The 22,022-nt window shown below is 70.0% G+C and carries 28 protein-coding genes; 12 read left to right on the forward strand and 16 right to left on the reverse strand.

What is annotated here, in order from left to right:
- The 4 genes from ABFS34_10530 to ABFS34_10545 all read right to left on the reverse strand — a co-directional run.
- Window positions 1-1,286: NAD(P)/FAD-dependent oxidoreductase (locus ABFS34_10530; GenBank protein ID MEN8375872.1), on the reverse strand; the 1,286-nt coding region annotated here is incomplete at its 3' end.
- Complete coding sequence (gene pdxH / locus ABFS34_10535; protein MEN8375873.1) at window positions 1,283-1,945, reverse strand: pyridoxamine 5'-phosphate oxidase; 663 nt, start codon at window positions 1,943-1,945, stop codon at window positions 1,283-1,285. The genes ABFS34_10530 and pdxH, both read right to left, overlap by 4 nt.
- Window positions 1,923-2,360: a hypothetical protein gene (locus ABFS34_10540; GenBank protein MEN8375874.1), complete on the reverse strand. Its 438-nt coding sequence runs from the start codon at window positions 2,358-2,360 to the stop codon at window positions 1,923-1,925. Before ABFS34_10540 ends, pdxH begins: the two co-directional genes overlap by 23 nt.
- Window positions 2,361-2,544: 184 nt before the next feature.
- Window positions 2,545-2,817: an oxidative damage protection protein gene (locus tag ABFS34_10545; GenBank protein ID MEN8375875.1), complete on the reverse strand. Its 273-nt coding sequence runs from the start codon at window positions 2,815-2,817 to the stop codon at window positions 2,545-2,547.
- Window positions 2,818-2,921: 104 nt separating this feature from the next.
- On the opposite strand from ABFS34_10545, the gene ABFS34_10550 reads away from it, so the two are divergent.
- Window positions 2,922-4,010: a GGDEF domain-containing protein gene (locus tag ABFS34_10550; GenBank protein ID MEN8375876.1), complete on the forward strand. Its 1,089-nt coding sequence runs from the start codon at window positions 2,922-2,924 to the stop codon at window positions 4,008-4,010.
- Between the two features lie 11 nt (window positions 4,011-4,021).
- Here ABFS34_10550 and ABFS34_10555 read toward each other — a convergent pair whose 3' ends face one another.
- Together ABFS34_10555 and ABFS34_10560 are read right to left on the reverse strand one after the other, a co-directional pair.
- Window positions 4,022-4,327: a hypothetical protein gene (locus ABFS34_10555; GenBank protein ID MEN8375877.1), complete on the reverse strand. Its 306-nt coding sequence runs from the start codon at window positions 4,325-4,327 to the stop codon at window positions 4,022-4,024.
- 252 nt (window positions 4,328-4,579) lie between these two features.
- On the reverse strand, window positions 4,580-5,995 hold the full coding sequence (locus ABFS34_10560) for an aminotransferase class V-fold PLP-dependent enzyme (GenBank protein MEN8375878.1): 1,416 nt from the start codon (window positions 5,993-5,995) through the stop codon (window positions 4,580-4,582).
- A gap of 135 nt (window positions 5,996-6,130) precedes the next feature.
- Between ABFS34_10560 and ABFS34_10565 the strand changes: the two genes are divergently transcribed.
- Window positions 6,131-6,448 (forward strand): hypothetical protein, encoded by a 318-nt coding sequence (locus ABFS34_10565; GenBank protein MEN8375879.1) that lies wholly within the window; start codon window positions 6,131-6,133, stop codon window positions 6,446-6,448.
- Window positions 6,445-7,512: an NAD-dependent epimerase/dehydratase family protein gene (locus tag ABFS34_10570; protein MEN8375880.1), complete on the forward strand. Its 1,068-nt coding sequence runs from the start codon at window positions 6,445-6,447 to the stop codon at window positions 7,510-7,512. The genes ABFS34_10565 and ABFS34_10570 overlap by 4 nt, the downstream gene beginning before the upstream one ends.
- A 33-nt stretch (window positions 7,513-7,545) precedes the next feature.
- On the opposite strand, the gene ABFS34_10575 is transcribed toward ABFS34_10570, so the two are convergent.
- The 10 genes from ABFS34_10575 to ABFS34_10620 form a co-directional block, all read right to left on the reverse strand.
- A complete protein-coding gene (locus ABFS34_10575; protein MEN8375881.1) occupies window positions 7,546-9,024 on the reverse strand; it encodes a cytochrome c peroxidase in 1,479 nt (492 codons plus the stop codon).
- Window positions 9,025-9,100: 76 nt separating this feature from the next.
- A complete protein-coding gene (locus ABFS34_10580; GenBank protein ID MEN8375882.1) occupies window positions 9,101-9,850 on the reverse strand; it encodes a hypothetical protein in 750 nt (249 codons plus the stop codon).
- Window positions 9,851-10,039: 189 nt separating this feature from the next.
- Window positions 10,040-10,372, reverse strand: coding sequence for a hypothetical protein (locus ABFS34_10585; GenBank protein ID MEN8375883.1), 333 nt, complete (start codon window positions 10,370-10,372; stop codon window positions 10,040-10,042).
- Window positions 10,373-10,380: 8 nt separating this feature from the next.
- A complete protein-coding gene (locus tag ABFS34_10590; GenBank protein ID MEN8375884.1) occupies window positions 10,381-10,857 on the reverse strand; it encodes a PaaI family thioesterase in 477 nt (158 codons plus the stop codon).
- Window positions 10,854-11,363 carry a DUF4440 domain-containing protein gene (locus ABFS34_10595; GenBank protein MEN8375885.1) on the reverse strand — a complete coding sequence of 170 codons (510 nt, stop codon included), beginning with the start codon at window positions 11,361-11,363 and terminating at the stop codon, window positions 10,854-10,856. Before ABFS34_10595 ends, ABFS34_10590 begins: the two co-directional genes overlap by 4 nt.
- A 7-nt stretch (window positions 11,364-11,370) precedes the next feature.
- Complete coding sequence (locus ABFS34_10600; GenBank protein MEN8375886.1) at window positions 11,371-12,600, reverse strand: mechanosensitive ion channel domain-containing protein; 1,230 nt, start codon at window positions 12,598-12,600, stop codon at window positions 11,371-11,373.
- A gap of 22 nt (window positions 12,601-12,622) precedes the next feature.
- The gene (locus tag ABFS34_10605; protein ID MEN8375887.1) at window positions 12,623-13,384 is read right to left on the reverse strand and encodes an SDR family NAD(P)-dependent oxidoreductase; all 762 of its coding nucleotides are present in this window, start codon (window positions 13,382-13,384) and stop codon (window positions 12,623-12,625) included.
- Between the two features lie 110 nt (window positions 13,385-13,494).
- On the reverse strand, window positions 13,495-13,902 hold the full coding sequence (locus ABFS34_10610) for a DUF2000 family protein (protein MEN8375888.1): 408 nt from the start codon (window positions 13,900-13,902) through the stop codon (window positions 13,495-13,497).
- Between the two features lie 15 nt (window positions 13,903-13,917).
- Window positions 13,918-14,337 (reverse strand): MarR family transcriptional regulator, encoded by a 420-nt coding sequence (locus tag ABFS34_10615; GenBank protein ID MEN8375889.1) that lies wholly within the window; start codon window positions 14,335-14,337, stop codon window positions 13,918-13,920.
- Between the two features lie 115 nt (window positions 14,338-14,452).
- Entirely contained in the window at window positions 14,453-15,373 is a 921-nt protein-coding gene (locus tag ABFS34_10620) for a LysR family transcriptional regulator (protein MEN8375890.1), read from the reverse strand.
- Window positions 15,374-15,471: 98 nt separating this feature from the next.
- On the opposite strand from ABFS34_10620, the gene ABFS34_10625 reads away from it, so the two are divergent.
- From ABFS34_10625 to ABFS34_10665, 9 genes are all read left to right on the forward strand, one after another.
- Window positions 15,472-16,089, forward strand: coding sequence for an RraA family protein (locus ABFS34_10625; GenBank protein ID MEN8375891.1), 618 nt, complete (start codon window positions 15,472-15,474; stop codon window positions 16,087-16,089).
- Window positions 16,090-16,097: 8 nt separating this feature from the next.
- Window positions 16,098-16,757, forward strand: a complete 660-nt coding sequence (locus ABFS34_10630; GenBank protein MEN8375892.1) for an RraA family protein — start codon at window positions 16,098-16,100, stop codon at window positions 16,755-16,757.
- A complete protein-coding gene (locus ABFS34_10635) occupies window positions 16,757-17,398 on the forward strand; it encodes an RraA family protein (GenBank protein MEN8375893.1) in 642 nt (213 codons plus the stop codon). Before ABFS34_10630 ends, ABFS34_10635 begins: the two co-directional genes overlap by 1 nt.
- Window positions 17,395-18,228, forward strand: a complete 834-nt coding sequence (locus ABFS34_10640) for an alpha/beta hydrolase (protein ID MEN8375894.1) — start codon at window positions 17,395-17,397, stop codon at window positions 18,226-18,228. Before ABFS34_10635 ends, ABFS34_10640 begins: the two co-directional genes overlap by 4 nt.
- Window positions 18,225-18,554 (forward strand): cupin domain-containing protein, encoded by a 330-nt coding sequence (locus tag ABFS34_10645; GenBank protein MEN8375895.1) that lies wholly within the window; start codon window positions 18,225-18,227, stop codon window positions 18,552-18,554. The genes ABFS34_10640 and ABFS34_10645 overlap by 4 nt, the downstream gene beginning before the upstream one ends.
- Window positions 18,551-19,384 (forward strand): carbon-nitrogen hydrolase family protein, encoded by an 834-nt coding sequence (locus ABFS34_10650; protein ID MEN8375896.1) that lies wholly within the window; start codon window positions 18,551-18,553, stop codon window positions 19,382-19,384. Before ABFS34_10645 ends, ABFS34_10650 begins: the two co-directional genes overlap by 4 nt.
- Window positions 19,385-19,448: 64 nt before the next feature.
- On the forward strand, window positions 19,449-20,069 hold the full coding sequence (locus tag ABFS34_10655) for a TetR/AcrR family transcriptional regulator (protein MEN8375897.1): 621 nt from the start codon (window positions 19,449-19,451) through the stop codon (window positions 20,067-20,069).
- On the forward strand, window positions 20,066-21,433 hold the full coding sequence (locus ABFS34_10660; protein ID MEN8375898.1) for a TolC family protein: 1,368 nt from the start codon (window positions 20,066-20,068) through the stop codon (window positions 21,431-21,433). Before ABFS34_10655 ends, ABFS34_10660 begins: the two co-directional genes overlap by 4 nt.
- Window positions 21,430-22,022: biotin/lipoyl-binding protein (locus ABFS34_10665; protein ID MEN8375899.1), on the forward strand; the 593-nt coding region annotated here is incomplete at its 3' end. The genes ABFS34_10660 and ABFS34_10665, both read left to right, overlap by 4 nt.

Below are 22,022 nucleotides of genomic sequence, written 5' to 3' on the forward strand. Positions count from 1 at the left end.
TTGCCGGCCTCTCCCGTGATGAGCCGCGCGCTGCGACCGAAGGTCACGTAGTTCCACGCCCACTGGAGCATCACCAGCGCCCGATTCTCGTACTCGATCAGGAAGAAGAGGTGGACGAACAGCCACGCGAGCCACGCCGGCAGCCCCCAGAACTTCACGCCGAACGAGTCCGCCACCGCGCGCGAGCGGCCGATGGTGGCCATGATGCCGCGGTCCCAGTACGAAAACGGTTTGTCGAAGGAGCGGCCCCGCGCGCGCGCAGCCAGCAGCTTGGCCACGTAGGCGCCCTGCTGCAGCGCCACCGGCGCGATCCCCGGCAGCGGGCCCTTGCCGCCGTGGTCGTGCAGCGCCAGATCGCCCAGCACGAATACGTCGGGGTGGCCCGGTACTGACATGTCCGGCGCCACGATCACGCGGCCCGTTCGGTCCAGCTCGGCGCCCGCCCGCGCCAGCGCCCCTCCCAGCGGCGATGCCGCGATCCCAGCGGCCCATATCACCGTCCGGGCGCCGAGGGTCTCCTGACCCTCTCCGACCTTCAGCGTGACCGAACCGGCGCGGATGTCCGTGACGAACGCGCCGGAGCGGACCGTGACGCCCAGGCTCTCGAGCGCCGCGCGGGCGCGCCCGGAAAGGCGCTCATCGAAGCTGGGCAGGACCCGGTCGCCGCCCTCCACCAGCAGGATGGTCGCGGCCGCGGGGTCGATGGCGCGGAAGTCCCGCCGCAGCGTGTGGCGCGAGATCTCGGCCAGCGCGCCCGCCATCTCCACCCCCGTGGGGCCGCCACCGACGACCACGAAGGTCAGCCACTCGCGCAGGCGCTCGGCGTCCGACTCCTGGCGCAGCGCTTCCCTCTCGGCCGCCTCGAACGCGTGCAGGATGCGGCCGCGGATGTCGGTCGCGTCCTCCACCGTCTTGAGCCCTGGCGCGACCCGCTCCCATTCGGGGTGGCCGAAGTAGTTGTGGCTGGCGCCGGTGGCCAGGACGAGCGAGTCGTAGCCCAGCGTGGCGCCGTCCAGGTGCACGGTGCGCGCCGCCGCGTCTATGTCCGTGACTTCGGCCAGCAGCACGCGGCAGTTCTTCTGCCTCCCCACCACCCGGCGCAGCGGAGAGGCGATGTTGGCGGGCGACAGGCCGCCGGTGGCGACCTGGTATAGCAGCGGCTGAAACAGGTGGAAGTTGCGGCGGTCGATCAGCGTGACCCGGACCGGCGCCCGGCGCAGCGCGCGCGCGGCGGCGAGACCCCCGAAGCCGCCACCCACGATGACGACGTGGGGGACCGCGCTCATGGCGAGAGGCGTTCCTTGCGCCAGGCGTCCCCGTGGCGGGTAAAGAGGATCCGGTCGTGCAACCGGTTCTCGCGACCCTGCCAGAACTCCACCTCTTCCGGGAAGAGCACGTATCCGCCCCAGCGCTCCGGCATCGCCAGAGGCCCCTCGCCCGCGGCGGCCCGAACCTCCTCCACGCGCCGCTCCAGCTCTCCCCGGTCTGCCAGCACCGCGCTCTGGTGCGATGACGTAGCCGCGACCTGGCTGCCGGGCGGGCGCGTGGCGAAGTACGCCGCGGCCTCAGCGGCGGGGAGCGGCGTCACCGTGCCCCGGACGCTGAGCTGGCGGTCGATCGCGGCCCAGTAGAAGACCACGGCCGCGCGGGGGTTCGCGGCCAGGTCGGACCCCTTGCGGCTGCTCTTGTCGGTGAAGAAGTGGAGGCCGCGCTCGTCGCGGCCTTTCAGCAGCACGACACGCGCGGACGGCGTTCCGTCCGCCCGCGCCGTGGCCAGCACCATGGAGTTGCCCTCGAGGCCGAACAGCTCGACCGCGCGAGCTACCCAGCGATCGAGCTCGGGCAACGGATCCGGGCCCAGATCCTCCTCGCGCAGCTCCCCGCGCACGTAGTCCCGGCGCACGGACGCCAGGAAGCCCAGGTCAGTGGAGTGGTTCTCGTCCACCAGCAGCCTCCGCGCGCCCCGCGGGCGCCAGCTCCACCGCGAGCGGGACCTCGGTCTTCAGATCGTTGTCCACGAACACGACGAACGTGTAGCCGCCGGTCTTGGGAAGCTGGAGATTGTTGATGGTCACGATCTGGTTGGCGTACACGGTCTCTCCGGGACCGCGCGCGTGCACCATCACGTCGCCCTTGATCTCGAAAACGGTCCGTCCGTCTGGATCGTGGAGCTTGATCTCGATTACGTGCTTGCGGTTCACCTCCGCCGGGTGCGCCTCGATCCGCGTCACGAACTGCATCTGAGGGTGCACTGCCGGCAGTCGCACCACGTGGATGCGGTCGAAGATACCCAGAATGTTCAGCTTGCCGTCGGTGGTGACGTTGGCGTAATCGGCCAGCAGCGCCAGACGGATCTTCATCGCTTGCTCCGGGCGCCCTGGCAACGCACTGTAGCCAACGACTGGACCGCCACATACTGGGAATGCGCACGTGGACACCCGCCAGGTAGGCGTGCGTCGATCCGACGACGGATCGGCTGAACCGGTGCTCGGCGCGACCAATGGTCGCCGGGCGCCAGTTCGACTTGTGCCCTTTTCGCACTCCTCACCACTCGATCGAACCCTGCTTGGAGGCGTCGATCTCCTCCGCGTCTTCCCCGCCGTGGAACAGGAACGCTTCCATGTTCGACTGAAGGAAGTCGCGGTTCTTCTTTTCGCGCGGGTCCAGGCCGTAGTGGTTTATGAGCGCGGTCTGGTACTGCAGCCACTGCCCCCAACAGTCCGGGCAGATCTCGCGCTGCGCGCGCTCGCCCAACTCGTTGCGCAGAGGGGCGCGCTCCAGGCCGGCCTCGTTCTCGCCGCAGCGGACGCAGGTCATTGCACTCGTGACGATGTGGGTAAGGGCAAGGCGCGCGAGCCGCACCCGTCCGCGGGGAACCTAGAAGAGTCTGCGGCTCGCACCAAGGCCCCGGCGGCCCGATCGTGAGCGGGCGTCGAGAGGCCCCCAGGGTGCGGCGCCGCAGGCTGGGCGTCATCGAGGGCGCGATCGCCCTCTTCGCGGTCCTGTTCGCTTACCTGGCGCTGGACATTCTGGGCGTCATCGACATCGCGCTGGCGGCGTGGGGGGTGGCGGTCGGCGTCACGATACTGGCCGCGGCGGTGCTCTGGCTGGCCGGCGGCCGTGGCTGGGGCCGGCGCAATCCGTGGGACCCGCACTTCATCGTCGCGCCGATAGCGGTCTACGGCCTCGCCGCCCAGGGCCTGGTCGTCCTGGCGCCGGAGCTGCGGTTCGTGCCGCTGATCCTGTGGCCCGCCATGCTCATCTACGGCGCGGGGTTGATGGGCGCCCGGAGCGCCGCGGCGACCGGCGCATTGACGGCGTTCGGCTACCTGTTGGCGGCCAGCGGAGCGAACGCCCGCGGTGCCGGCCTGAACATGGCTCTGGAAACGGTGGCGGCGTTGGCGCTGTTCGTCGTGTCCGCGCTCGTCGGCGTCGTGGTGTTGGACCGCATGAAGCGCGAGCGCGTCGAGCGCCAGCAGCTACGCCGCACCCTGGCCCGGCTCGCCTCGACCGATCCGCTCACCGAGCTGCCCAATCGGCGCCGCTTCGAGGAGATCCTGGACCACTCGGTCGGACGTGCGCGGCGCCTGGGGCGGTCCTGCACCCTGGTGATGATCGACGTCGACCACTTCAAGTCTCTGAACGACACGCTCGGCCACGTGGCCGGCGACATCGTGCTTCAGGAGTTGGGGGCGGTAATGCGGCGCCACCTGCGGGTGCGGGACGTGCTGGCGCGGTACGGGGGCGAGGAATTCGCCGTCGTCATGATCGACACCCCCCTGCAGGAGGCGCTCCGGATCGCCGAACGGGTCCGGCAACTCGTGCAGGCCCATCCCTTCCACGGCGAGCACGCGCTACCCAACGGCGAGTTGACGATAAGCATGGGGCTGGCGGCCCTGACCGAGCAGATGACAACCCGGCTGGAGCTGGTCATGGCGGCGGATGAGGCGTTGTACGCGGCCAAGCGGACCGGGCGCAATCGGTGCCACGTGTCATCCGAGGCTGCCTAGCCCCTCGGGGCTCACCCCTGCGAAGGCGAGATGGGCCAGGGGGCGTCCTCTGGCGCCGTCGACACCTCCCGGACCGGGGCCGTGGCCTTCAGGAGACGATCAGTGAAGTCGGCGCGATCCTCCAGCCGTTTCACCTGCTCCTTCAGCGCGCGCATTTCTTCCAGGAGCTCGTCGTCCAGACCGAGACGAGACTTCAGCCTTTCCTTCTCCAGCGTCGTACGGAGCCTCTCGCGGTAGGCCTTGTAGATCACTACGGCCAGTCCCACCGCGCCGGTGCTGAGAAACATCGCAAGGGTGCCGATTCCGTCCCAGTCCATGTGTCCCCTCCGTTGTCCGCGCTCATGAGATCCGCGTAGCGCTCAAAGCCGGCCATGACATAAAGCGTAAACTGATGTTTGCGGGGCGAAAAGCCCGTCAACGGCCAGTCACCCTCCCGGCCGCTCGTGTCAGTCGGTTTCGTATTCGGTTCCGCCACTGGCTTCCTCCGGCGAATCGGCGGGGCGGTCTGACAGAATCTCCCGGAAGAAATCGGTCGTGTGGTGCTGCAAGGCTCGCCGGTCATTGGGCTCTCACTCCTGCCAGTCGTCCAGCCACTCCACGACGCGGCGCACGTCGTCCTCCCCGGTGCGGTGGTTGAGGATGCACAGGCGGATCACGTAGCGGCCGTTCACCCTCGTGGAGGACACCATGCCCTCCCCGTCCACACGAAGCGCTTCGATAGCGCGCTGGTTCACGGTGTCGGCGTCTTCGCCGGCGCCGGGCACGCGTCGGAAGACGACAATCCCCAGCGACGCGGGGGTGATCAGCTCGAGACGCTGCGAGCCCCGGATCATTCGCTCCGCGGCCAGCGTCTGGTCTAGCGCGCGGTCGATGGCGTCCCGGATGGCCGCCACGCCGAAGGTCTGCAGCGTGAGCCAGATCTTGATCGAGCGAGCGCTGCGCGTGAGTTGCAGGCCGCGGTCGCCGAAGTTGACAGCGCCGCCGCGCGCGGCGGCGTCCTCCAGGTAGTCCGGGCTCACGTGGAAGGCGCGCCGCAGCGTCTCGGGGTCGCGCACCATCAGGCAGCCCACCTCGAACGGCTGGAAGAGCCACTTGTGCGGGTCCAGCGTGACAGAATCCGCGCGCTCGATACCCGCCAGCGCTTCCCGGCCGCGCTCCGTCAGCACAGCAAACCCGCCGTACGCTCCGTCGATATGGAACCACAATTCGTGTTCTAGGGCGATACGGGCGATGTCGGCGAGCGGGTCCACCGCGCCGGTGCCGGTGGCGCCCGCGCTGCCCACCACGAAGAAGGGGCGCAGCCCAGCGGCGCGGTCGGCCGCGATGGCCTCGCGCAGCGCGGCGGCGTCCATGCGCAGCTCCGCGTCCATGGGCACCGCGCGGACGCGGTCAGCGGCGAAGCCCAGGATGCGCGCGGCGCGGTGCACGGACGAGTGCGCCTCCGCGGTGAGGTAGGCGACCCCGTCTCGCCAGTCGGGCCCCAGGCGGTCTTCGCGCGCCGCCACCATGGCGGCGAGGTTCGCCGCCGAGCCGCCGCTCGTGAGGAGGCCGCTGGCGCCGTCGGGCATGCCCAGCCAGCGGCGAAACCATTCCAGCACCACCAGCTCGAGCTGCGCGGACCCCGACGAGCCCAGCCAGGTGCCCGCGAAGACGTTGTGGGCTGCCGTGATGGCGTCGCCCAGGATGCCCGGCCAGGTGGGGCAGCCGGGGACGAACGCGAAGAAGCGGGGGTGGTCCACGCGCACGCGGTATTCCAGCACGTCCCGGGTCAGCCGATCGGTCGCCGCCGAGAAAGCGTCGGAGGGCTCGGCCAGGGAGGGCCGCTCGGGCGCCGGCTCCATGAGTCGCGGCGCGAGCTCGCCCGGAGCGGCGCCGTTCCAGGCGCGGTCGCCGTCGACCCGGGCGAGTCGCTCCACAAGTCGGTCGATTACCCGGTAGCCCATGGCGCGCATGACCTCGAGGTCCAGCTCCAGGGGGTTGTCCATCGCGCCACCATCGCCCGGAGGGGGAGGCGGTGCAAGACGGGGCGCCTTTCGGAGCCGCGCCGCATCGGCAGTCGGGCGGCAACATGGCCGCGCCTCCGATTGACCGCCGGGGGGCGCCCGGCTACCGTTTCGGCCATGTCGATCCAAGCGAATTTCCGCGTTTCGGACGTATACGAGGTGCCCCTGCGCGGCGTCATGCTGCGCCTCAAGGTGAGCGACGGGCGGCCGTCCATGAAGGCTTTCAAGCCCGGCGCCGCGCTCACGGTCAGCTCGCCGGATGGCGAGAGCCGCACCGTGCGCGTCAAGGACATTGGCCTCATCTCCGGCCGCGCCAAGCAGGCGCGACTGGACCGCACCGGCGAGCTGGACGTGCTGGTCAGCCGCGAGGACGGGCTCGCGGACCCGCCGGTGGAGATCGGCTGGAGCGCGGCCGCGGGTGGGGGCGGGGCCTGAGCGAGGCGCGCGCAGCGACCGAGGCCGTCGCCGAAGCCACCGAGGCCGCCGCCGAAGCCACCGGACGGACCGCTTTCCTCACGGGCGCGACCGGCTTCATCGGGTCGCACCTGGCGGAGCGACTCGCGGCCGCCGGGTGGCGACTGCGCTGCCTGGCCCGCCCCGATTCGGACACCGCGCACCTGCGCAGCCTGGGCGCGGAGCTCATCGCCGGCGATCTGGACGACGGCGAGGCTCTCGCCCGCGGCCTGGACGGCGCCTCGCTCGCCTACCACCTCGCCGCCATTTACCAGTTCGGCCCGTCCGCACACGCGGACACGCTGCGCCGCGTCAACGTCCAGGGCACGCGCAACGTGCTGGACGCGCTCCGGGCCGCCGGTACGCCGCGCGCCGTCTACGTGTCGACCACCGCGGCGCTCGGACCCGTGCGCGAGGGCCACGGCAGCGAGGAGACGCGCAACGACGGCCCGTTCCGCTCGGACTACGAGCGCACCAAGGTGGAAGCCCACGCCATGGCGCTTGCGGCACAGGCGGACGGGCTGCCGCTGCTGATCGCGGCGCCGGCTTTCGTGTACGGTCCCGGTGACCGGGGCCCGGGCGGGGTGTTCATCGACGACATCCTGAAGCGCAGGCTGCCGGGGCTGCCGACGCGGTTCGCGCACTTCTCGTTCGTGCACGTGGACGACGTGGCCGACGGCCTGTTCGCCATGTCCGAGCACGGAGTGCCGCACGGCACCTACGTGCTGGGCGGCGAGTTCGCGTCGCTGGGGGAAGTCGCGCGGCTGGCGGCGGAAAGGGGAGGCGTCCGCCTGCCGTTCCTGAGGTTTCCGCCGTTCATGGTGAGGCTGACCGGGGCGCTGCTGGATCCGCTCTCGCGGCTCACGGGGATCCGCTTCCCCATCAACGAAGAAAACGCAGCCACCACTACGGGCAAGCTGCGTTGGCTGCACACCTACCAGCGCTCGGAACGCGACCTGGGCTACCGTCCGCGGTCACTGGCGGACGGCCTGCCCGAAACCGTGGCCGATGCGCGGTCGCGTCTGGCGATGGACCCCGCCGGCTAGCCGAAGCAAGGCCGGCGAGGCCCTCTCACCAGGTCAGTCCACCCGCAGCCGGCTGGGCACCGTCTCGGGCACCTCATCGGTTATCTGCCGGGCCGAGGGGTCCGTCAGCGCTCTCAGGAACGCCAGCAGGTCCTCCACCTCATCGTCGGTGAGCTGCATGGGCTCCAACTCGTTCGCCGCCGCGATCCGGGCGCGCAGCGGTTCGTTGCTGGCGATCCACATGTCCTTCTCCAGGAAGCGCCCGAGCCGGCGTTCGCTGAGGAAGTCCTGGCGCAGGTTGGAGCCCTCCATCGTCAACTCCAGCGCCGCCGGGATCTCCGGCAGGAGACCCTCCTCGAGCGCGTAGGCATCGAGCGACGCGATCGGGTCCAGGTGGTGGCGCACGACGGCCTCCAGGGAAACGTAGGTGCCCGCGTGGCCCCACGGCCCCGTGAGCTCGACGTTCCGCAGCGACGGCGTGCGGAATTTGAAGCCATCCTCGGGCCGGACGGTCACTCGGCCGCGGCCGAAGTCCTCGACGAACGCGCGCTCGCCGGTCTTGCGCCAGAAGTCCGCGTCCGTGCCGTCGGACTTGCCCGGCCCGATCTGCGGCATGGCGATGGCGTGGAACTCGTGATCCGTCTGGAACTTGCCGGAGTGGCACTCGGCGCACCCCGCGCGCCCGTAGAACAGATGCATCCCGCGACCTTCGGCCGCCGACAGCGCCGTGCGGTCTCCGCGCACGTACCGGTCGAACGGGCTGTCGTCGGAGCGGAAAGCGACCGCCTCGAAGGCGGCGATGGCGTTGGCCGCGTGCGTGTAGCGGATGTCCTCGGCGCCGCCTATCTGCTCAGGGAACGCGGCGCCGAAGCGCTCCACGTACTCGGGGATCTCGGCGAGCCGCCCGGCCAGACGCTCCCAAACGCCACCGCTGCCGGACATGTTGTTCAGCGACTTGGCCTCGGCGATCGGGTTCTCGCCCTTCTGGCCGGCCATCTCGGTGGGGGACCCCACCGGGAACATGGCCTGCGCCGCGAGCACGGTCTCCAGACCGGTGGGCAGCTTCCACTTCGCGGGCGTGATGAAACCGCCCTCGTAGAAGCCCTCCGGGTCGGCCTCGACGCGGCCGTCGTGGAAGAGAACCGAGAACTCGCGCGCGCCCAGGTTGAAGAGCGCCGGCGAGTTGCGCGGGATGCGCTCGTGCACCGCCGTGGCGGGGTCGTCCGCCCCGGGTCGCCGGGCTTCCCCCAGGCCCTGCGGGCCCTCGCCGAAGCCGAGCGGCAGGCCGTCGGAGGTGGCGAGGCTGGGGTGATGGCAGGTCGAGCACGCGATGTTCTTGTTTCCGCCCAGGATCTTGTCGAAGAAGAGCAGCCGGCCCAGCTCGACCTTCGCCTCGGAGGGCGCCCCGTCCTCGTAGAAGTCAGCGTCGACGACGGCCAGCGGGAGTCCGTCGGGTGGGTCGATCGGCTCGCGCCGATCACAGCCTGCGGCGACGATGATGCACGCCGCCGCCACGTATGGCAGGCGATTCATGAGCATGCACCTATTGCAATTGGGATGCTCCCCCGCGACGCCTGGCCGCGGGGGAGCATCCCGCGTGGAAACTGCGTTACTCGATCCCCTCGCGGGACGGCAGCATCAGGAACAGAGGAATGTGCGCCCTGTTGCCGAACTCGCCCGGCATGGGACCGTACGTCAGCCCGTCGCTGTGGTAGTTGATCGCCAGCACCGCGGCCGTGTGCAGGTCGGACATCTCCAGGCACGGCTCCACGTCGCGCACCACCGTGGCGGTGCCGTCCTCGTCCGCGGTGAACACGCTCTCCGAGCCGTCGCGCGCGCCGAGCGGCAGCTCGAGCGGCTGCACGAACGGATCGGTCGGCGGGCTGGCCATGAACGCGTGCCAGATGGTGTACACGCCGTTGGGCACGAGCCCCGTGAAGCTCATGTCCACGTGGCCGACACCGCCCACGCACTCGTAGGTGCCCGAGCCCGAGTGGGCGAGCCAGTCGCCCACGGTGAAGCCGAGCGGCTCTCCCATGGCATAGGGTCCCACGGCCGCGTCGTTGAACGGGTCGTGCGGTACGTACTCCGCGGTGCGGTACACCGGCGCGCTCATGTCGTTGTCGCCGGCCGTGACGCGCCAGACCTCGCCGGATCCGGCCTCGCGCTCTATGAAGACGTCCTGCTCCGGCATGTTGGCGTCCAGGTGCGTCATGAAGGCCAACGCGATCGGAGCCGAGGCGGTCTCCGCCGCGGGCTCGGCCGCGGCCACCGCTGCGTCATCAGCCGGGGCGCACGCGATGGCGCCGGCCAGCGCAACGATTGATAGAACGCCAAGCGCTCCACGAGAGTCGGTCATCGGTTCATCCTCCTGAGGAAATATCGATTATCGAGAGCCGGGAAACCGCGGCTCCGGTACCGAACATAGACTTCAAAAAGATCCTGGCGGGGGAATCTTCGAGCGCGGCAGCGTCGCCGCGAGACGACCACGGTAGTGAAAACGCGGTTGTGGGTAAAGTCCCCACCCAGGTTCCGGCCGGGTCTCCGTTCAGCCTTCGTCCAGTCGCTCGACACGGAGCGCGGGGTGCGAGCCAGGCACGGCCACCCGGAACCATATGAAGGGGAAGAGCGGGTTCGGGGCCACGTACCGCCAACCCAGACGCGGCGTCCTGGTCCCGTCGGGGGCTTCGAAGTCGAGCCACACGTACAGCAACTTATAGAAGCAGAGCCCGGGAATCCGGGTGGAACGGAAACCGCCGGTGCGCAGGTGTTCCTTGCCGATGTAGTAGTTGCCTTCGAAGGGCGTGATGCCCCACCCGGTTGGACCCTCGGCGATCACCTCGCCCGTGGGCACGTGGGTGATGCGGATGCGCTTGCCCATTCCGCTGCCTACTCCTCGTCGCCGAGCGACGGCTCCGGCACGGACCTGGTCGAGGAGATAGTGGCCAGCGCGGACGCCACCAGGCGCTCGGTGCCGTTGGTGACCGCGAACACGTCGGCGGCCGCGTGCTTCAGGCGGCGGCCGTTGCGGATGACGCGCCCGCGCGCGATGAGCCGCTCGCCCAGCGCCTTGTCCAGCAGGTTGATCTTGAACTCCACGCTGAGCGGCTGCTCGTCTGGGCTCATGAGCGAGAAGGACGCGAAGCCCGCCGCGTTGTCCGCCAGCGTGGCGGTCACGCCGCCGTGGAAGAGGCCGTGCTGCTGCGTGAGCCCGTCCGCGAACGGCACCGAGATGACGCATTCGCCGGGGCCGACGTGCTCGAGTATCGCGCCGATGAAACCCATGAAAGCCTGTCCGTGAAATCCCTCGCGCACCCGTCGAGCGGCGAGCTCGTGATCGAAATCGGTCGGAATCCTCAGGCTCACGGCACCGTGTAGTGGTCGGCGTCGGCGTAGATGATCAGCCACTCCTCGCCCCTCAGCTCCCAAACCAGCGACGTGGGGCCGGTCGCCTTCGTGATGTTGCCGTCGGCGTCGACGATGGAGTCGTTGAAGCTGAACGACGAGATCGCCAGCGTGGGCGACAGCGCGCGCACCCGCAGGTCCGCCCAGCCCGGCTCGAAGTGGCGCAGCGTCGGGAACCAGTCGCGCGCGCCCGCCGCAGCCTCTTGGTAGTCGACCCGGGCCCCGTCGTTGAAAATCGAAAAGTCGGGCGCGAAGTGCCCGACGACCGCTTCCGCGTCCCGGGCGCGCTCGGCGGCCTCGAAGGCTCGAGTGGCCGAATCGACCGCGGCCTCCACGCGCGCGCGCGCCACATCGTCGAAGGCGCTCACCGCGGCATCCACCCCGGCGTCCTCCGGGCCCCCTCCGGCGCACGCCGCCAGCAAGAACGCCGCGAGGGCCGCCAATCCCAGCGTCGTGTCCGCCTTCACCGCCCCCTCACGACCGGCCCTCCGTCAGCGCCCGCACGTCGGAGCCCGAGGGGTCCTGGAATACGCGCAGCCCGAACGCGGGCAGCACCGACACGAGGTGATCCATGATGTCGGACTGAACCGATTCGTATACGTGCCAATCGGTGTCCTTCGAGAAGACGTAGATCTCCATGGGCAGGCCCGAGGCCGTGGGTGCCAGTTGCCGCACCATCGTGGTCATGTCCTTGTGCGTGTCCGAGTGGGCGCGCAGGTAGGCGAGCGCGTACGCGCGAAACGTCCCCAGGTTGGTCAGCCGGCGGCTGTGCGGCGTCACGCCCTCGGGAACCTCGCGCGCCACGTTGAACGCCTGGGTGGCCGCGCGCTTGTCGGCCACGTAGTCGAAGAGCAGCTCCCAGGACCCCAGCCGGTCGATTTCCTCCTCGCTCAGGAAGCCCACGGAGCTCATGTCGATGTTGATCGCGCGCTTGATGCGGCGTCCGCCGGCCTCCGACATCCCGCGCCAGTTCTTGAACGAGTCGGTGATGAGCCGGTGCGTGGGGATGGTGGTGATGGTCTTGTCCCAGTTCTGCACCTTGACCGTGTGCAGGGCCAGGTCCACCACGTCTCCGTCCGCGCCGAACTGCGGCACCTCGATCCAGTCGCCGATCCGCACCATGTCGTTGGCGGCGATCTGCAGGCTGGCCACCAGCGACAGGATGGTGTCCTTGAAGACCAGCAGCGCGACCGCGGTGAGGGCGCCGAGGCCGCTCAGGAAGACCACCGGCGAGCGGTCGATGACGCGCGCGACGATGAGCACGAAGGCGACCACCGAGACGAGGATGTTGATGACCTGCAGGTAGCCCTTGATGGGCCTGTCCTGGGCGTCGGGGCGGCGGTTGTAGATCTCGTTGGCCGCGGTCAAGGCGGCGCTGATGCCCGCCGCGACGAACAGGATGACCGAGGCGGCCGCCACCCGCTGCGCGACCAGCACCACGGTGTCCGGCAGCCCCGGGATCAGCGGCAGGCCGTAGTAGATCACGGCCGCAGGCACGATCTGGGCGAAGCGCGAGAACACCTTGCGCTCGACCAGGACGTCGTCCCAGGCCGCCCGGGTCCGGGTCACGAGCCGGCCGATGGACCGCAGCACCAGGCGCCTGACCACCACGCCCGCCAGGTACGCCACCAGTAACAGGGCGATCACGGCGACGACCGGCCCGACCACGGGGTTGGCCTCGATCCAGGACGTGAGTTGGTTCATTCCGCTGGGTCTTTCCTCTCCGTCAGAGCGTCCCCGTCAGCCCGCCGTCGGGCGTGAGCGTCGTGCCGGTGATGTAGGTCGCATCGTCCGAGCACAGGAAGGCTATCGCCTTCGCGATCTCCTCGGCCCGGCCGGCGCGATTCTGGTGGACCCCGGCCTGAATCATCCCGTCTATCGGCTCGTCGCCGAAAAGGTCTCGCACCCTGTGGTGCATGGCCGTGTCGACGAAGCCCGGGCAGACGATGTTCACGCGGATGCCCTGCGGCGCCAACTCGGCGGAGGCGCTGGTGGTGAGGCCCACCTGGCCGTGCTTGGACGAAGCGTAGGGCCCACCGCCCGCGAACCCGAAGAAGGAGTTGACCGAGCCCACGTTGACGATCGCCCCGCCGCTGCCGGCCTCGAGCATGGCCCGGGCCTCGTGCTTGATGCACAGGAAGGTCCCCTTGAGGTTGATGTCGAGGACGCTGTCCCACTGCTCCTCGGTGAGCTCCGTGATGGGCGGGAACTCGCCCTCGATGCCGGCGTTGTTGACGCCGAAGTCGAAGCGCCCGAAGGCCTCCACCACGCTGGCCACCGCGCCCTCGACGTCGCTCTCGACCGACACGTCCGCTCTCAGGGCGACCGCTCGCCCGCCCCCCGCCTCGATCTCCGCGGCGAGCGCGACGAGCTCGTCCTCCCGACGGGCCATCAGGCCCACGGCGGTGCCCCGGGCCGCGAACTCCAGGGCGGTCGCGCGCCCGATCCCGCTGCTCGCGCCCGTGATCAGCGCGACCTTGCCGTCCATGCTCACTCAGCCGCCTCCGCGCTCGAAGTCACTGTCTCGTCGTCCTCACCTTGGCGCGAAAACGTAATCAAAACGGTCGAGGTCCGGGACGACGCGACGAACGAACGCGGTCACGGGTGCATGCGCGCGCCCTTCGTGACCTTGTCGACGACCTTCCGTGACGCCCGCAGGGCGAGACCGGCAACGCTCATCGAATCGGGCCCATGGTTCTTCACCGCCGCGCGATTGTCGGCGTCGCGCAGTGTGGTGAACATGTCGTCGATGAACAGCGATAAACCGACGCCGCGCTCTAGCGCGCGTCGATAGATCCGGGCGATTCGTTCCGCCGTGGCGGCCAGCACGATGACCGGCTGCACGATGAGGGCGTTGTACGCGTTGCCATTCGCGTCCTCGTAGCCCTCACCTATCAGGCCCGGGTTCGAGCCAATGAGTCCGCTGGTCAAGAAGGCGGTCACGTTGAGCTTCTGCCAGCCGGCCAGATCCTCGCGCAGCACGATGGCGATCTTGGTGTCGAACATTCAGCGAATTCCCGTCTAGTCTGCGACCTCGCCGAGTCGCCGCAACGAGCTCCAGAGCGAGGGGGCGGCCCCCCCGAGCGCCTGGGCCACTTCGGCGTTGAGCTCCTCCATCGCCGCCTCCAGGGGCTGCCGCAGCGCCCGGCCTCGAGGAGTCAGGTAGAGGCGGTGGATCCGACGATCCTCGGGGTCCACGCCGCGTTCCAGCAGCTCCGCCGCCTCCAGTCGGTCGACGACGCCCGTGGTCGTGGCGCTGTCGATCACGAGTCGCGCGCCCACTTCGGCGGCGCTTTGACCGTCGCGTTGCCACAGCACCCACAGCACCGCGTACTGGGTCGGGGTCACTCCAAAGGGGGAGAGCTTCGCCCGGGTGCGCCTCGCGACGACCTGCGCGGTCTTGCCCACCAGGAAGCTGATGCAGTCCTCAATGCGGTCCATCGAGACCAGACTCCGGGGCGAAGGTTGCTGTCGCACAAGAAACTAGTACACGAATAACTTGTATACAAGGGAAGCTGGGACTCAGGGCCAACACGGTGCCCCATCAGGTGCGCTCTTACGACGCAAGCTCGCCGAGATCGGCCATCTGGGCTCGACACCTTTCCTGCAGGATCTCCAGGAACCGGGTAACGGTGCTGGAGGTCGGGCACTTGGCGGAGGTAACGGCCCACCACGTACGATGGATTCCTTCCCGCCCGATGCTCACGGCGCTCAACGTGCCGCGCTCCAGGTCGGGCCGCGCCACCCAGGACGCCATCGCGCTGATGGATACTCCGGCTCGTACGAGTTCCAGGAGCGCGTCGGTGACGGGCATGTCGGTCACCTCCCTGGGGCGCACGCCGGCCGGCGCGAGGGCCAGGTTGAACAGGTCGCTGCGTTTCCGGTCGAAGACGACGACCGACTGGTCGGAGAAGTCCTCGGGTTCCAGATGGGACCGGCTCGCGAACGCGTGGTCGGGGTGCACCACCGCGACTATCTCGTCGTCGAAGAGCGCCTTCACCGAGAACGACGGGCCACCTGGCGGCACGGTGGTCAGCGCGATGTCCAACGCCCCCCGGTCGAGGGCTTCGAACGGGCGCCGGCTCGGATCCACATCCAGCTCCACGCGCACCTCTCCCCAATCTTCCCGGAACGCCTTCAGCACGTCCGGCAGCCAGTGGTAGTTCGTGAAGCAGGAGCTACTCAGGCGTACGGTCTGTCCCCGGCCGGAAGCGGCGCCGCGCACGTCATCGGCCAGTCGCTCCAGCTCGGACAGGACCGCTCGGGCCCCCGCCACGAGCACCTCGCCTTCCGCGGTCGGGACGAGGCCCGCCGCGCCCCGTTCGAAGAGCGTGGTTTCGAGCGAGGACTCGAGCTTACGCAGGTGATAGCTGACCCCGGGTTGGGAAATGTGGAGCAGGCGGGCGGCCTCCGTGGCCGAGCCGACCTCGGCCAGCGCGACCGCGACGCGCAAAGACTTGGGATGGATTGTCGACATATCAACAAAATTAATAGAACATACCCGATATTTCTATTTGGTTGATCGGCCGACTCTGGTCAAGTTATGCCTCATCTTCACGAGGACGTCGCGATCCGATGGTCCAGCCCGCACCGCAGGTCCACAACGCCCTGGCTCAATTCTCGGCCGCGACGCTGCATGAAGCGGCTGGGCGGAGTTGGGTTCTCCCTTACGAGCTGCGGCCCGTATGGCCGGGGGCAAGAGTCTTCGGGCCGGCCTACACGGTGTCGCAGGAGGCCGGGAGCAACGGCTGGCTCCACCGGGCGATCTACGGCGCGCCCACGGGAGCGGTCCTGGTGGTGGTTACCGGAGATCGGGCCTTCGGCTACTGGGGCGAGCTGATGGCGTCCGCCGCGCTCGAGCGGGGTCTGGCCGGGCTCGTGATCGAAGGCGGCGTCCGAGACGTCGAGGAGCTGGAGCGCCTGGGATTTCCGGTCTTCGCCTCCGCCGTATGCATGCGGGGCACGCAAAAGCTTCCGCTCGGCGAAGGAGGCCTCGGGGAGCCACTGGCCCTCGGGAGGGCTCGGGTGCGCTCGGGCGACCTCGTGGTCGGAGATCGGGACGGCGTCGTCGTGCTTCCGGCCGAGGGGCTGGACGGAGTCATGGAGCGAGCGGAGCGCCGGGAGGCGAAAGAGAAACGCATGCTGCAGAGGCTCCATGACGGGGAACGGCTCCTGGACTTGGTTCTTCCGTGATCGATGCCGTGACCAGAGACGCCATCGGGCGGCTGCGGAGACTCGACAGCTGCGTAGTGTCCGACGCGCTCGACCGGCTCTCGCTGGAGGGCGCCCTGGGGGCCTTTCGGCGCTGGGGCCGCGGCGGCGTGGTCGCGGGCCGCGTGACGACCGTGGCCCTGCGAGCAGGATCCGCTCCCAAGGTTGGCGCTCACCTGGGCGTCGGCGCGCTGGCGGCGGCGGGTCCCGATCACGTGATCGTGGTCGCGAACCAGGGCCGCACCGAGGCGGGCGCGTGGGGCGGGCTGCTGACGCTGCGGGCTCACCTTCTGGGCGTGGCGGGGGTCATCGTCGACGGCGCCCTGCGCGACATTGACGAGGTGGAGGCGCTGGACGTGGCTGTTTTTGCGCGAGCGGCGACTCCCAGGACCGCCCGCGGCCGCTTCCACGAGGTGGCCACCGACGCGGTCGTTCGGGTGGAGGGCGTCGAGGTCGCTCCTGGGTCGCTCGTGGTGGCCGATGGGAGTGGCGTGGTCTTCGTACGCCGGGAAGACCTGAACGCCGTGCTGCCGGTCGCGGAGGAGATCGCGGCGCGCGAGTCGACAATGGCGAAGGCCCTGCGGGCGGGAAGCCAGGGCGCCGAAATCCTGGGCTCGGACTACGAGCTGATGCTCGAAAGAGAGACGTGATGAGGAATAACGGAGCGGGACGTCTCGATACGTCCGCGGTCAGCGACGCGCTGGACCGCCTGGGGATCGCGGGACAGGCCCACGGCATCCGGCCCCTCGACCCCCGGTTCCGACTCTGGGGGAGGGCGTTCACGGTGCGCCTGGTCCCGACCACCGGCCGGGGCGGCACCGTCGGCGACTTCATCGACGACGTCGATCCCGAGGGGGTCGTCGTCCTGGACAACGGCGGGCGCGCGGACGCGAGCGTCTGGGGCGACCTGCTCACCCAAACCGCAGAGCGCAGGGGAGTGGGCGGTACGGTGATCCACGGGGTCTGCCGGGACTCGGCCCGCATACGGGATCTGTGGTATCCTGTGTTCAGCCGCGGAACCTACATGCGCACCGGAAAGGACCGCGTGCGCGCGGAAACCATCGGGGAGCTCGTCTCGCTGGGGCACGCATCGGTGGTCGCGGGTGATCTGATCGTGGGCGACGCCGACGGGGTGGTGGTCGTGCCCCGGGCGCAGGAAGAGGCGGTACTCGATCTTGCCCGCGAGATCGCAGACGCAGAGGACCGGATTCGTGAGGCGATCAAGGCGGGCGGCTCCCTGCGGGAGGCGCGCAGGGCGGTCGGCTACCACCGCCTTCAGCGCACCTCGTGAAATCGGCCAAGGCCACCTCCAGGACCCCCAAACCCGCGACGATCGACGTCCCGTTTCGGGGAGGATCGCTGTCGGTCGCCTACCTGCACCGGCCCGGCCGGAAGGAGACCCTGCTCTACCTCCACGGTCTGGGATCCACCAAGCAGGACTTCGGCGGCGCGTGGGCCGTGCCCGAGTGGAGCGAGTACACGCTCGTTGCCTTCGACGCGCCCGGCTGCGGCGAGACTCGCGGCTACAGAAACGGCGTTCTGCTCGGCGTGGACGACATCGTCCGCGTCGCCCAGGCCCTGGTGGATCGACTCGGGCTGGAGGGGATCACGGTGATCGGGCACAGCATGGGAGGATTGGCGGGACTCCTCTTCTCGCTCCGCAACGCACGCGCGGTGACGCGCTTCGCCAGCGTGGAGGGCAACCTGGGCCCGGAGGACTGCGCCCTCTACAGCCGCCGGGTCTTCCAGCAGCGCTTCCTGGGCTGGGAGCGGGAGTTCTTCGAGGATCTCGAGCGGGAGCTCCGGGCGTCGGGCGCGGCCGGCACCGAGCGGGCCGCGGACACGCTGAGGGCCAACGTCCACGCACACGCCTTCTTCGACTACTGCCGCTCCATCGTCGAGTACTCCGATCACGCGCCGCTCAGGGACGAGTTCGTGGGGCTGGCGTGCGCTCGGCTTTACGTCCACGGGGAAGAGAACGACCATCTGTCGCACCCGGCCTACCTGGCGGAGAGGGGCGTTCCCGTGGCGGCGGTGCCCCGCAGCAACCACTTCCCGGCGTGGTCCAACCCGGACGCCTACTATCGTGTGCTGGTCGACTTCATCGGGGCGGAAGCATGAACCTTTCCAAGCTCGCAGCCGGGATCCGGGAGGCGCACGAACACGTGCCCCTGGCCGACGTCAACGACCACCGCGTGATCCTGGCGGTGAACGAGAAGCCCTATCCGTGGCACGAACACCCCAACTCGGACGAGCTCTTCCTGGTGGTCGAGGGCATCCTGAGGCTGGAGCTGGCCGACGGGAAGCGCGTGGATCTCCAGCCTCTCGACACCTATCTCGTGCCGGGGGGCACGGTGCATCGGACCATCCCTCTGGGCCGCTGCGTGAACCTGGTGTTCCAGAGGGCGGGCACAGAGACGCGGTTCGCGGAGGAGGCGGAATCGTGAGGGAACCGCTTGCGGAAGCGCCGCGGGTCGCGCGGATCGCGCTCGTCCAGACTGCGCCGGGCGAGAGCCTGGAGGCGTCGGCCGAGCAAGCCCTGGCGCGAATGCGGGAGGCCCGGTCGGCGGGCGCGGAGATCGTAGCTTTTCCCGAGGTACACCTGAGCCCGTTCTTTCCTCAGTTCCCGGGGCGGGATGCGTCAGGGTACGCGCTCACCATAGATCACCCGATCATCACGGCCTTCAGGGACCTATCCCGGGAGCTGGGCATCGTCGCGATGCCCAACGTCTACCTGGAGGAGAACGGCCGGTTCTTCGACGCGTCGCTGGTGATCGGAACGAGCGGCGAGCTCCTCGGGATCTCCAAGATGGTGCACGTCGTGCAGGCACCCTGCTTCTACGAGCAGGACTACTACGAGCCTTCCGACACGGGCTTCCGCGTCTACGAGACGCCCTTCGGCCGGATCGGCGTGGTCGTCTGCTTCGATCGGCACTACCCGGAGAGCTTGCGGACCTGCGTTCTGCGAGGGGCGGAGCTCATCGTGATCCCGACCGTCAACACTCGCGACGAAGACCTCGAGATGTTCGAGTGGGAACTCAGGGTGGCGGCCGCCCAGAACGGCGTCTTCATCGGCATGTGCAATCGGGCCGGTCGGGAGCACGCGATGGACTTCTGCGGCGCCTCGATCGTGGTCGGACCGGCGGGTGAGGTGATCGCAGTAGCGGGGGACACGGAAGAGATCCTCCACGCGGAGCTGGACCTGGGAAGGATCGAAGAAGAGCGCGATCGCAGGCCGTACCTGGAGCTTCGGCGTCCGGAGACGTTCGAGCGCTGAGCAATCCGACACATCAACCGCACAACGGTTGACATATGATTCATACGAACGTATGTATTAGTCCATGAACAACGACAACAAACTCGGCGCGACCACCCGCGACGCACTCGTGCGGCACGGTCGCGAGCTGTTCGCGGACCGCGGCTTCGAGGGCGCCTCGATCCGGGCGATCACGGGCTCGGCGGGCGCCAACCTGGGCGCGGTCACCTACCACTTCGGGTCCAAGGACGCGCTCTACGCGGAGGTGCTACGCAGCGTGGTGGCGCCGCTGCGGGAGCGGATCCAGGCGGCGCTCGCAGGCGGCGGCAGCCCGCTCGACCGGGTCGAGGGCGTGATGCGCGCTTTCTTCGGGCACCACCGCGACAACCCGGACATGGCGCGGCTGATGCTCCAGCGGATCGCCGCGGGTCAGCCGCCCCCGCCGCCCGTCGCGTCCATCGTGCGAGAAATCCTGCGTTCGCTCGCGGGGTTGATCGCGGAGGGCCAGGCGTCGGGCGAGATCCGCGAGGGTCACCCGGTGCGGATGGCGCTCAGCGTGGTCGCGCAGCCCGTCTACCTGTCCCTGGTCCGTCCCATTCTCGGCAAGGTCACGGGCGACGCGTCGCTGGCGGACCTGGAGGCGCTGATGGATCACGCGGCGGAGTTCGCCCGCGCGGGGCTGTCGGCAGATGGAGGCATTTCATGATGAACTACGCCCGCTCGCTGGCCCTGCTGCCGATCGTCATCGGGTCGCTGGCGTTCCTGACTGCCGGTGGCTCCCCGCTCGCCGGGCAGGCCCCCGACGCGGCGCCGGAGCCGGAGGCACTTGCGCTCGAGGAGGCGCTGCAAGCGGCGCTCGCCACGCACCCACTCCTGGACGGCGCGACGGCATCGGCCGACGCCGCCGACGCGGGCCGCGCCGAGGCGCGCGCGGGCTGGTTTCCCACGCTCGCCTTGAGCGGGACGGCCACGCGGTACGAAGAAGAAACGATCGTGGCGCCGCTGCACCGCTTCGACCCTGCCGACCCGCCGTTGTTCGACCGCACCCTGTTCCAGGGCCGCCTGGACGCCGGCTACGCGCTGTTCGACGGCGGCGCGCGGGGCGCCCGGACGACCCGGGCGGCCGCCCTTCTCGCCGCGGCCGAAAGCGGCGTGCGGCTGGCGCGGGAAGAAGTGATCCTCGGCACCGCGTCCGCGTTCGCGCGGGCGCGCGCCGCCGAGACACGCCGCGCCGCGGCGGAAGCGAGGGTGTCCGCGGCGACCGCCGAGGCGGAGCGCGCGGCGCGGATGGCCGCTGAGGGCGCCGCCGCCGACGTCGAGCGACTTCGCGCCGACGCCGCGCTGCGGGGCGCGGAGGCGGACCTCGCCGCAGCGCTCGGAGAGGAGAGCGTCCACCGGCGTCAGCTCGCCCGCTGGATGGGCGAGGACCCGGCCGCGCTGGCCGCGCGCCCCCTGGAGGGGCTCGTCCCGCAGGAGACCGGAGTCCCGGTAGACGCCCCGCCCGTGAACGCCGCGATCGACCGCGCGCGCCACGTCGCGGGCGCCGCGGACGCCGCGCTCGACGCGGCGCGGGCTACGCGCTTCCCGCGGCTCGACCTGCGCGCCGGGCTGATCGAGTTCGGCTCGGCGGACGGCGACTTCCAGGGCGAATGGCAGGCCGGCGTCGCGCTGACCTTCCCGCTCTTCACCGGCGGCGCCCGGGGCGCGGCGATCGACCGGGCCTCGGCGGAAGCGCGCGCAGCGCGATCCGCCCTCGCGAGCACGCGCCTGGAGCGCGCCAACGCCATCGACCGCTGGACCGCGTCGCTGGACGCCGCGTTCGAACGCGGCGCGGCGCTGGCCGAGCGCGTAGACGCTCTGGTCGAGGTGGAGCGCATCGAGGCGCTCGCGCTGCGCGAGGGAGTGGGCACGCAGCGCGACCTGCTGGACGCGCAGGCCGACCTGTTCGAGGCGCGCGCGGCGCTGGCCGACACAGAAGCGCAGCAGGCCGTGGCGGCGCTGGAGATGGCCCGCGCGGCCGGACTGCTCACGGTCGATTGGGTTACACGCACGCTCGAGAGGACGCCATGAAGCCCGCCCGCATCATCCCGATCGCCGTCGTCCTGCTGATCGCGGCCGGCGCCATCTGGTGGCTCCGCCGCCCCGACTCGCCGAACGGCTTCACCGCCTCCGGCACCGTCGAGGCGACCGACGCGGACCTGGGCTTCCGCGTGGGCGGACGCCTGGAGGCGGTGCTCCCGCGCGAAGGGGACGAGGTCGCGCGCGGAGACACGATCGCCGCGCTCGAGAGCGACGAGGCCTCCGCCGCGCTGGAGGCAGCGGTCGCCGCGGCCGAAGTAGCGCGTGCACGCCTGAGCGAGGTCGAGGCCGGCCCGCGCAGCGAGGAGCGCGCCCAACTCGACGCCGCGCTGCGCATCGCCGAGCAGCGCGATGTCGACGCGCGGCGCGAGCTCGCCCGCGCCGAGTCGCTGCACGAGGGCGGCGCGATCTCGCTGCGCCAGCTCGAAGCCGCGCAGACCGCCGCGTCGGTTGCCGAAGACGCGCTCGCCCAGGCGCGCGAGGCGTCGCGCATGGCCACCAGGGGCTCCCGAACCGAGCAGATCCAGGCCGCGCGCGCCGCCCTGCAGCAAGCCGAGGCGCAGGTGGAGCGCGCCCGCGC

The sequence above is a fragment of the Gemmatimonadota bacterium genome (genome assembly GCA_039715185.1).
In the GTDB taxonomy this organism is placed as follows: Bacteria; Gemmatimonadota; Gemmatimonadetes; order Longimicrobiales; family RSA9; genus DATHRK01.

Excerpts from the sequence above, each read along its gene's own strand:
- ABFS34_10540 (MEN8375874.1), bottom strand. The coding sequence starts at position 2,360 with ATGAAGATCCGTCTGGCGCTGCTGGCCGATTACGCCAACGTCACCACC.
- ABFS34_10545 (MEN8375875.1), bottom strand. The coding sequence starts at position 2,817 with ATGACCTGCGTCCGCTGCGGCGAGAACGAGGCCGGCCTGGAGCGCGCC.
- ABFS34_10555 (MEN8375877.1), bottom strand. The coding sequence starts at position 4,327 with ATGGACTGGGACGGAATCGGCACCCTTGCGATGTTTCTCAGCACCGGC.
- ABFS34_10560 (MEN8375878.1), bottom strand. The coding sequence starts at position 5,995 with ATGGACAACCCCCTGGAGCTGGACCTCGAGGTCATGCGCGCCATGGGC.
- ABFS34_10565 (MEN8375879.1), top strand. The coding sequence starts at position 6,131 with ATGTCGATCCAAGCGAATTTCCGCGTTTCGGACGTATACGAGGTGCCC.
- ABFS34_10575 (MEN8375881.1), bottom strand. The coding sequence starts at position 9,024 with ATGAATCGCCTGCCATACGTGGCGGCGGCGTGCATCATCGTCGCCGCA.
- ABFS34_10580 (MEN8375882.1), bottom strand. The coding sequence starts at position 9,850 with ATGACCGACTCTCGTGGAGCGCTTGGCGTTCTATCAATCGTTGCGCTG.
- ABFS34_10585 (MEN8375883.1), bottom strand. The coding sequence starts at position 10,372 with ATGGGCAAGCGCATCCGCATCACCCACGTGCCCACGGGCGAGGTGATC.
- ABFS34_10600 (MEN8375886.1), bottom strand. The coding sequence starts at position 12,600 with ATGAACCAACTCACGTCCTGGATCGAGGCCAACCCCGTGGTCGGGCCG.
- ABFS34_10605 (MEN8375887.1), bottom strand. The coding sequence starts at position 13,384 with ATGGACGGCAAGGTCGCGCTGATCACGGGCGCGAGCAGCGGGATCGGG.
- ABFS34_10610 (MEN8375888.1), bottom strand. The coding sequence starts at position 13,902 with ATGTTCGACACCAAGATCGCCATCGTGCTGCGCGAGGATCTGGCCGGC.
- ABFS34_10615 (MEN8375889.1), bottom strand. The coding sequence starts at position 14,337 with ATGGACCGCATTGAGGACTGCATCAGCTTCCTGGTGGGCAAGACCGCG.
- ABFS34_10620 (MEN8375890.1), bottom strand. The coding sequence starts at position 15,373 with ATGTCGACAATCCATCCCAAGTCTTTGCGCGTCGCGGTCGCGCTGGCC.
- ABFS34_10625 (MEN8375891.1), top strand. The coding sequence starts at position 15,472 with ATGGTCCAGCCCGCACCGCAGGTCCACAACGCCCTGGCTCAATTCTCG.
- ABFS34_10635 (MEN8375893.1), top strand. The coding sequence starts at position 16,757 with ATGAGGAATAACGGAGCGGGACGTCTCGATACGTCCGCGGTCAGCGAC.
- ABFS34_10645 (MEN8375895.1), top strand. The coding sequence starts at position 18,225 with ATGAACCTTTCCAAGCTCGCAGCCGGGATCCGGGAGGCGCACGAACAC.
- ABFS34_10655 (MEN8375897.1), top strand. The coding sequence starts at position 19,449 with ATGAACAACGACAACAAACTCGGCGCGACCACCCGCGACGCACTCGTG.
- ABFS34_10660 (MEN8375898.1), top strand. The coding sequence starts at position 20,066 with ATGATGAACTACGCCCGCTCGCTGGCCCTGCTGCCGATCGTCATCGGG.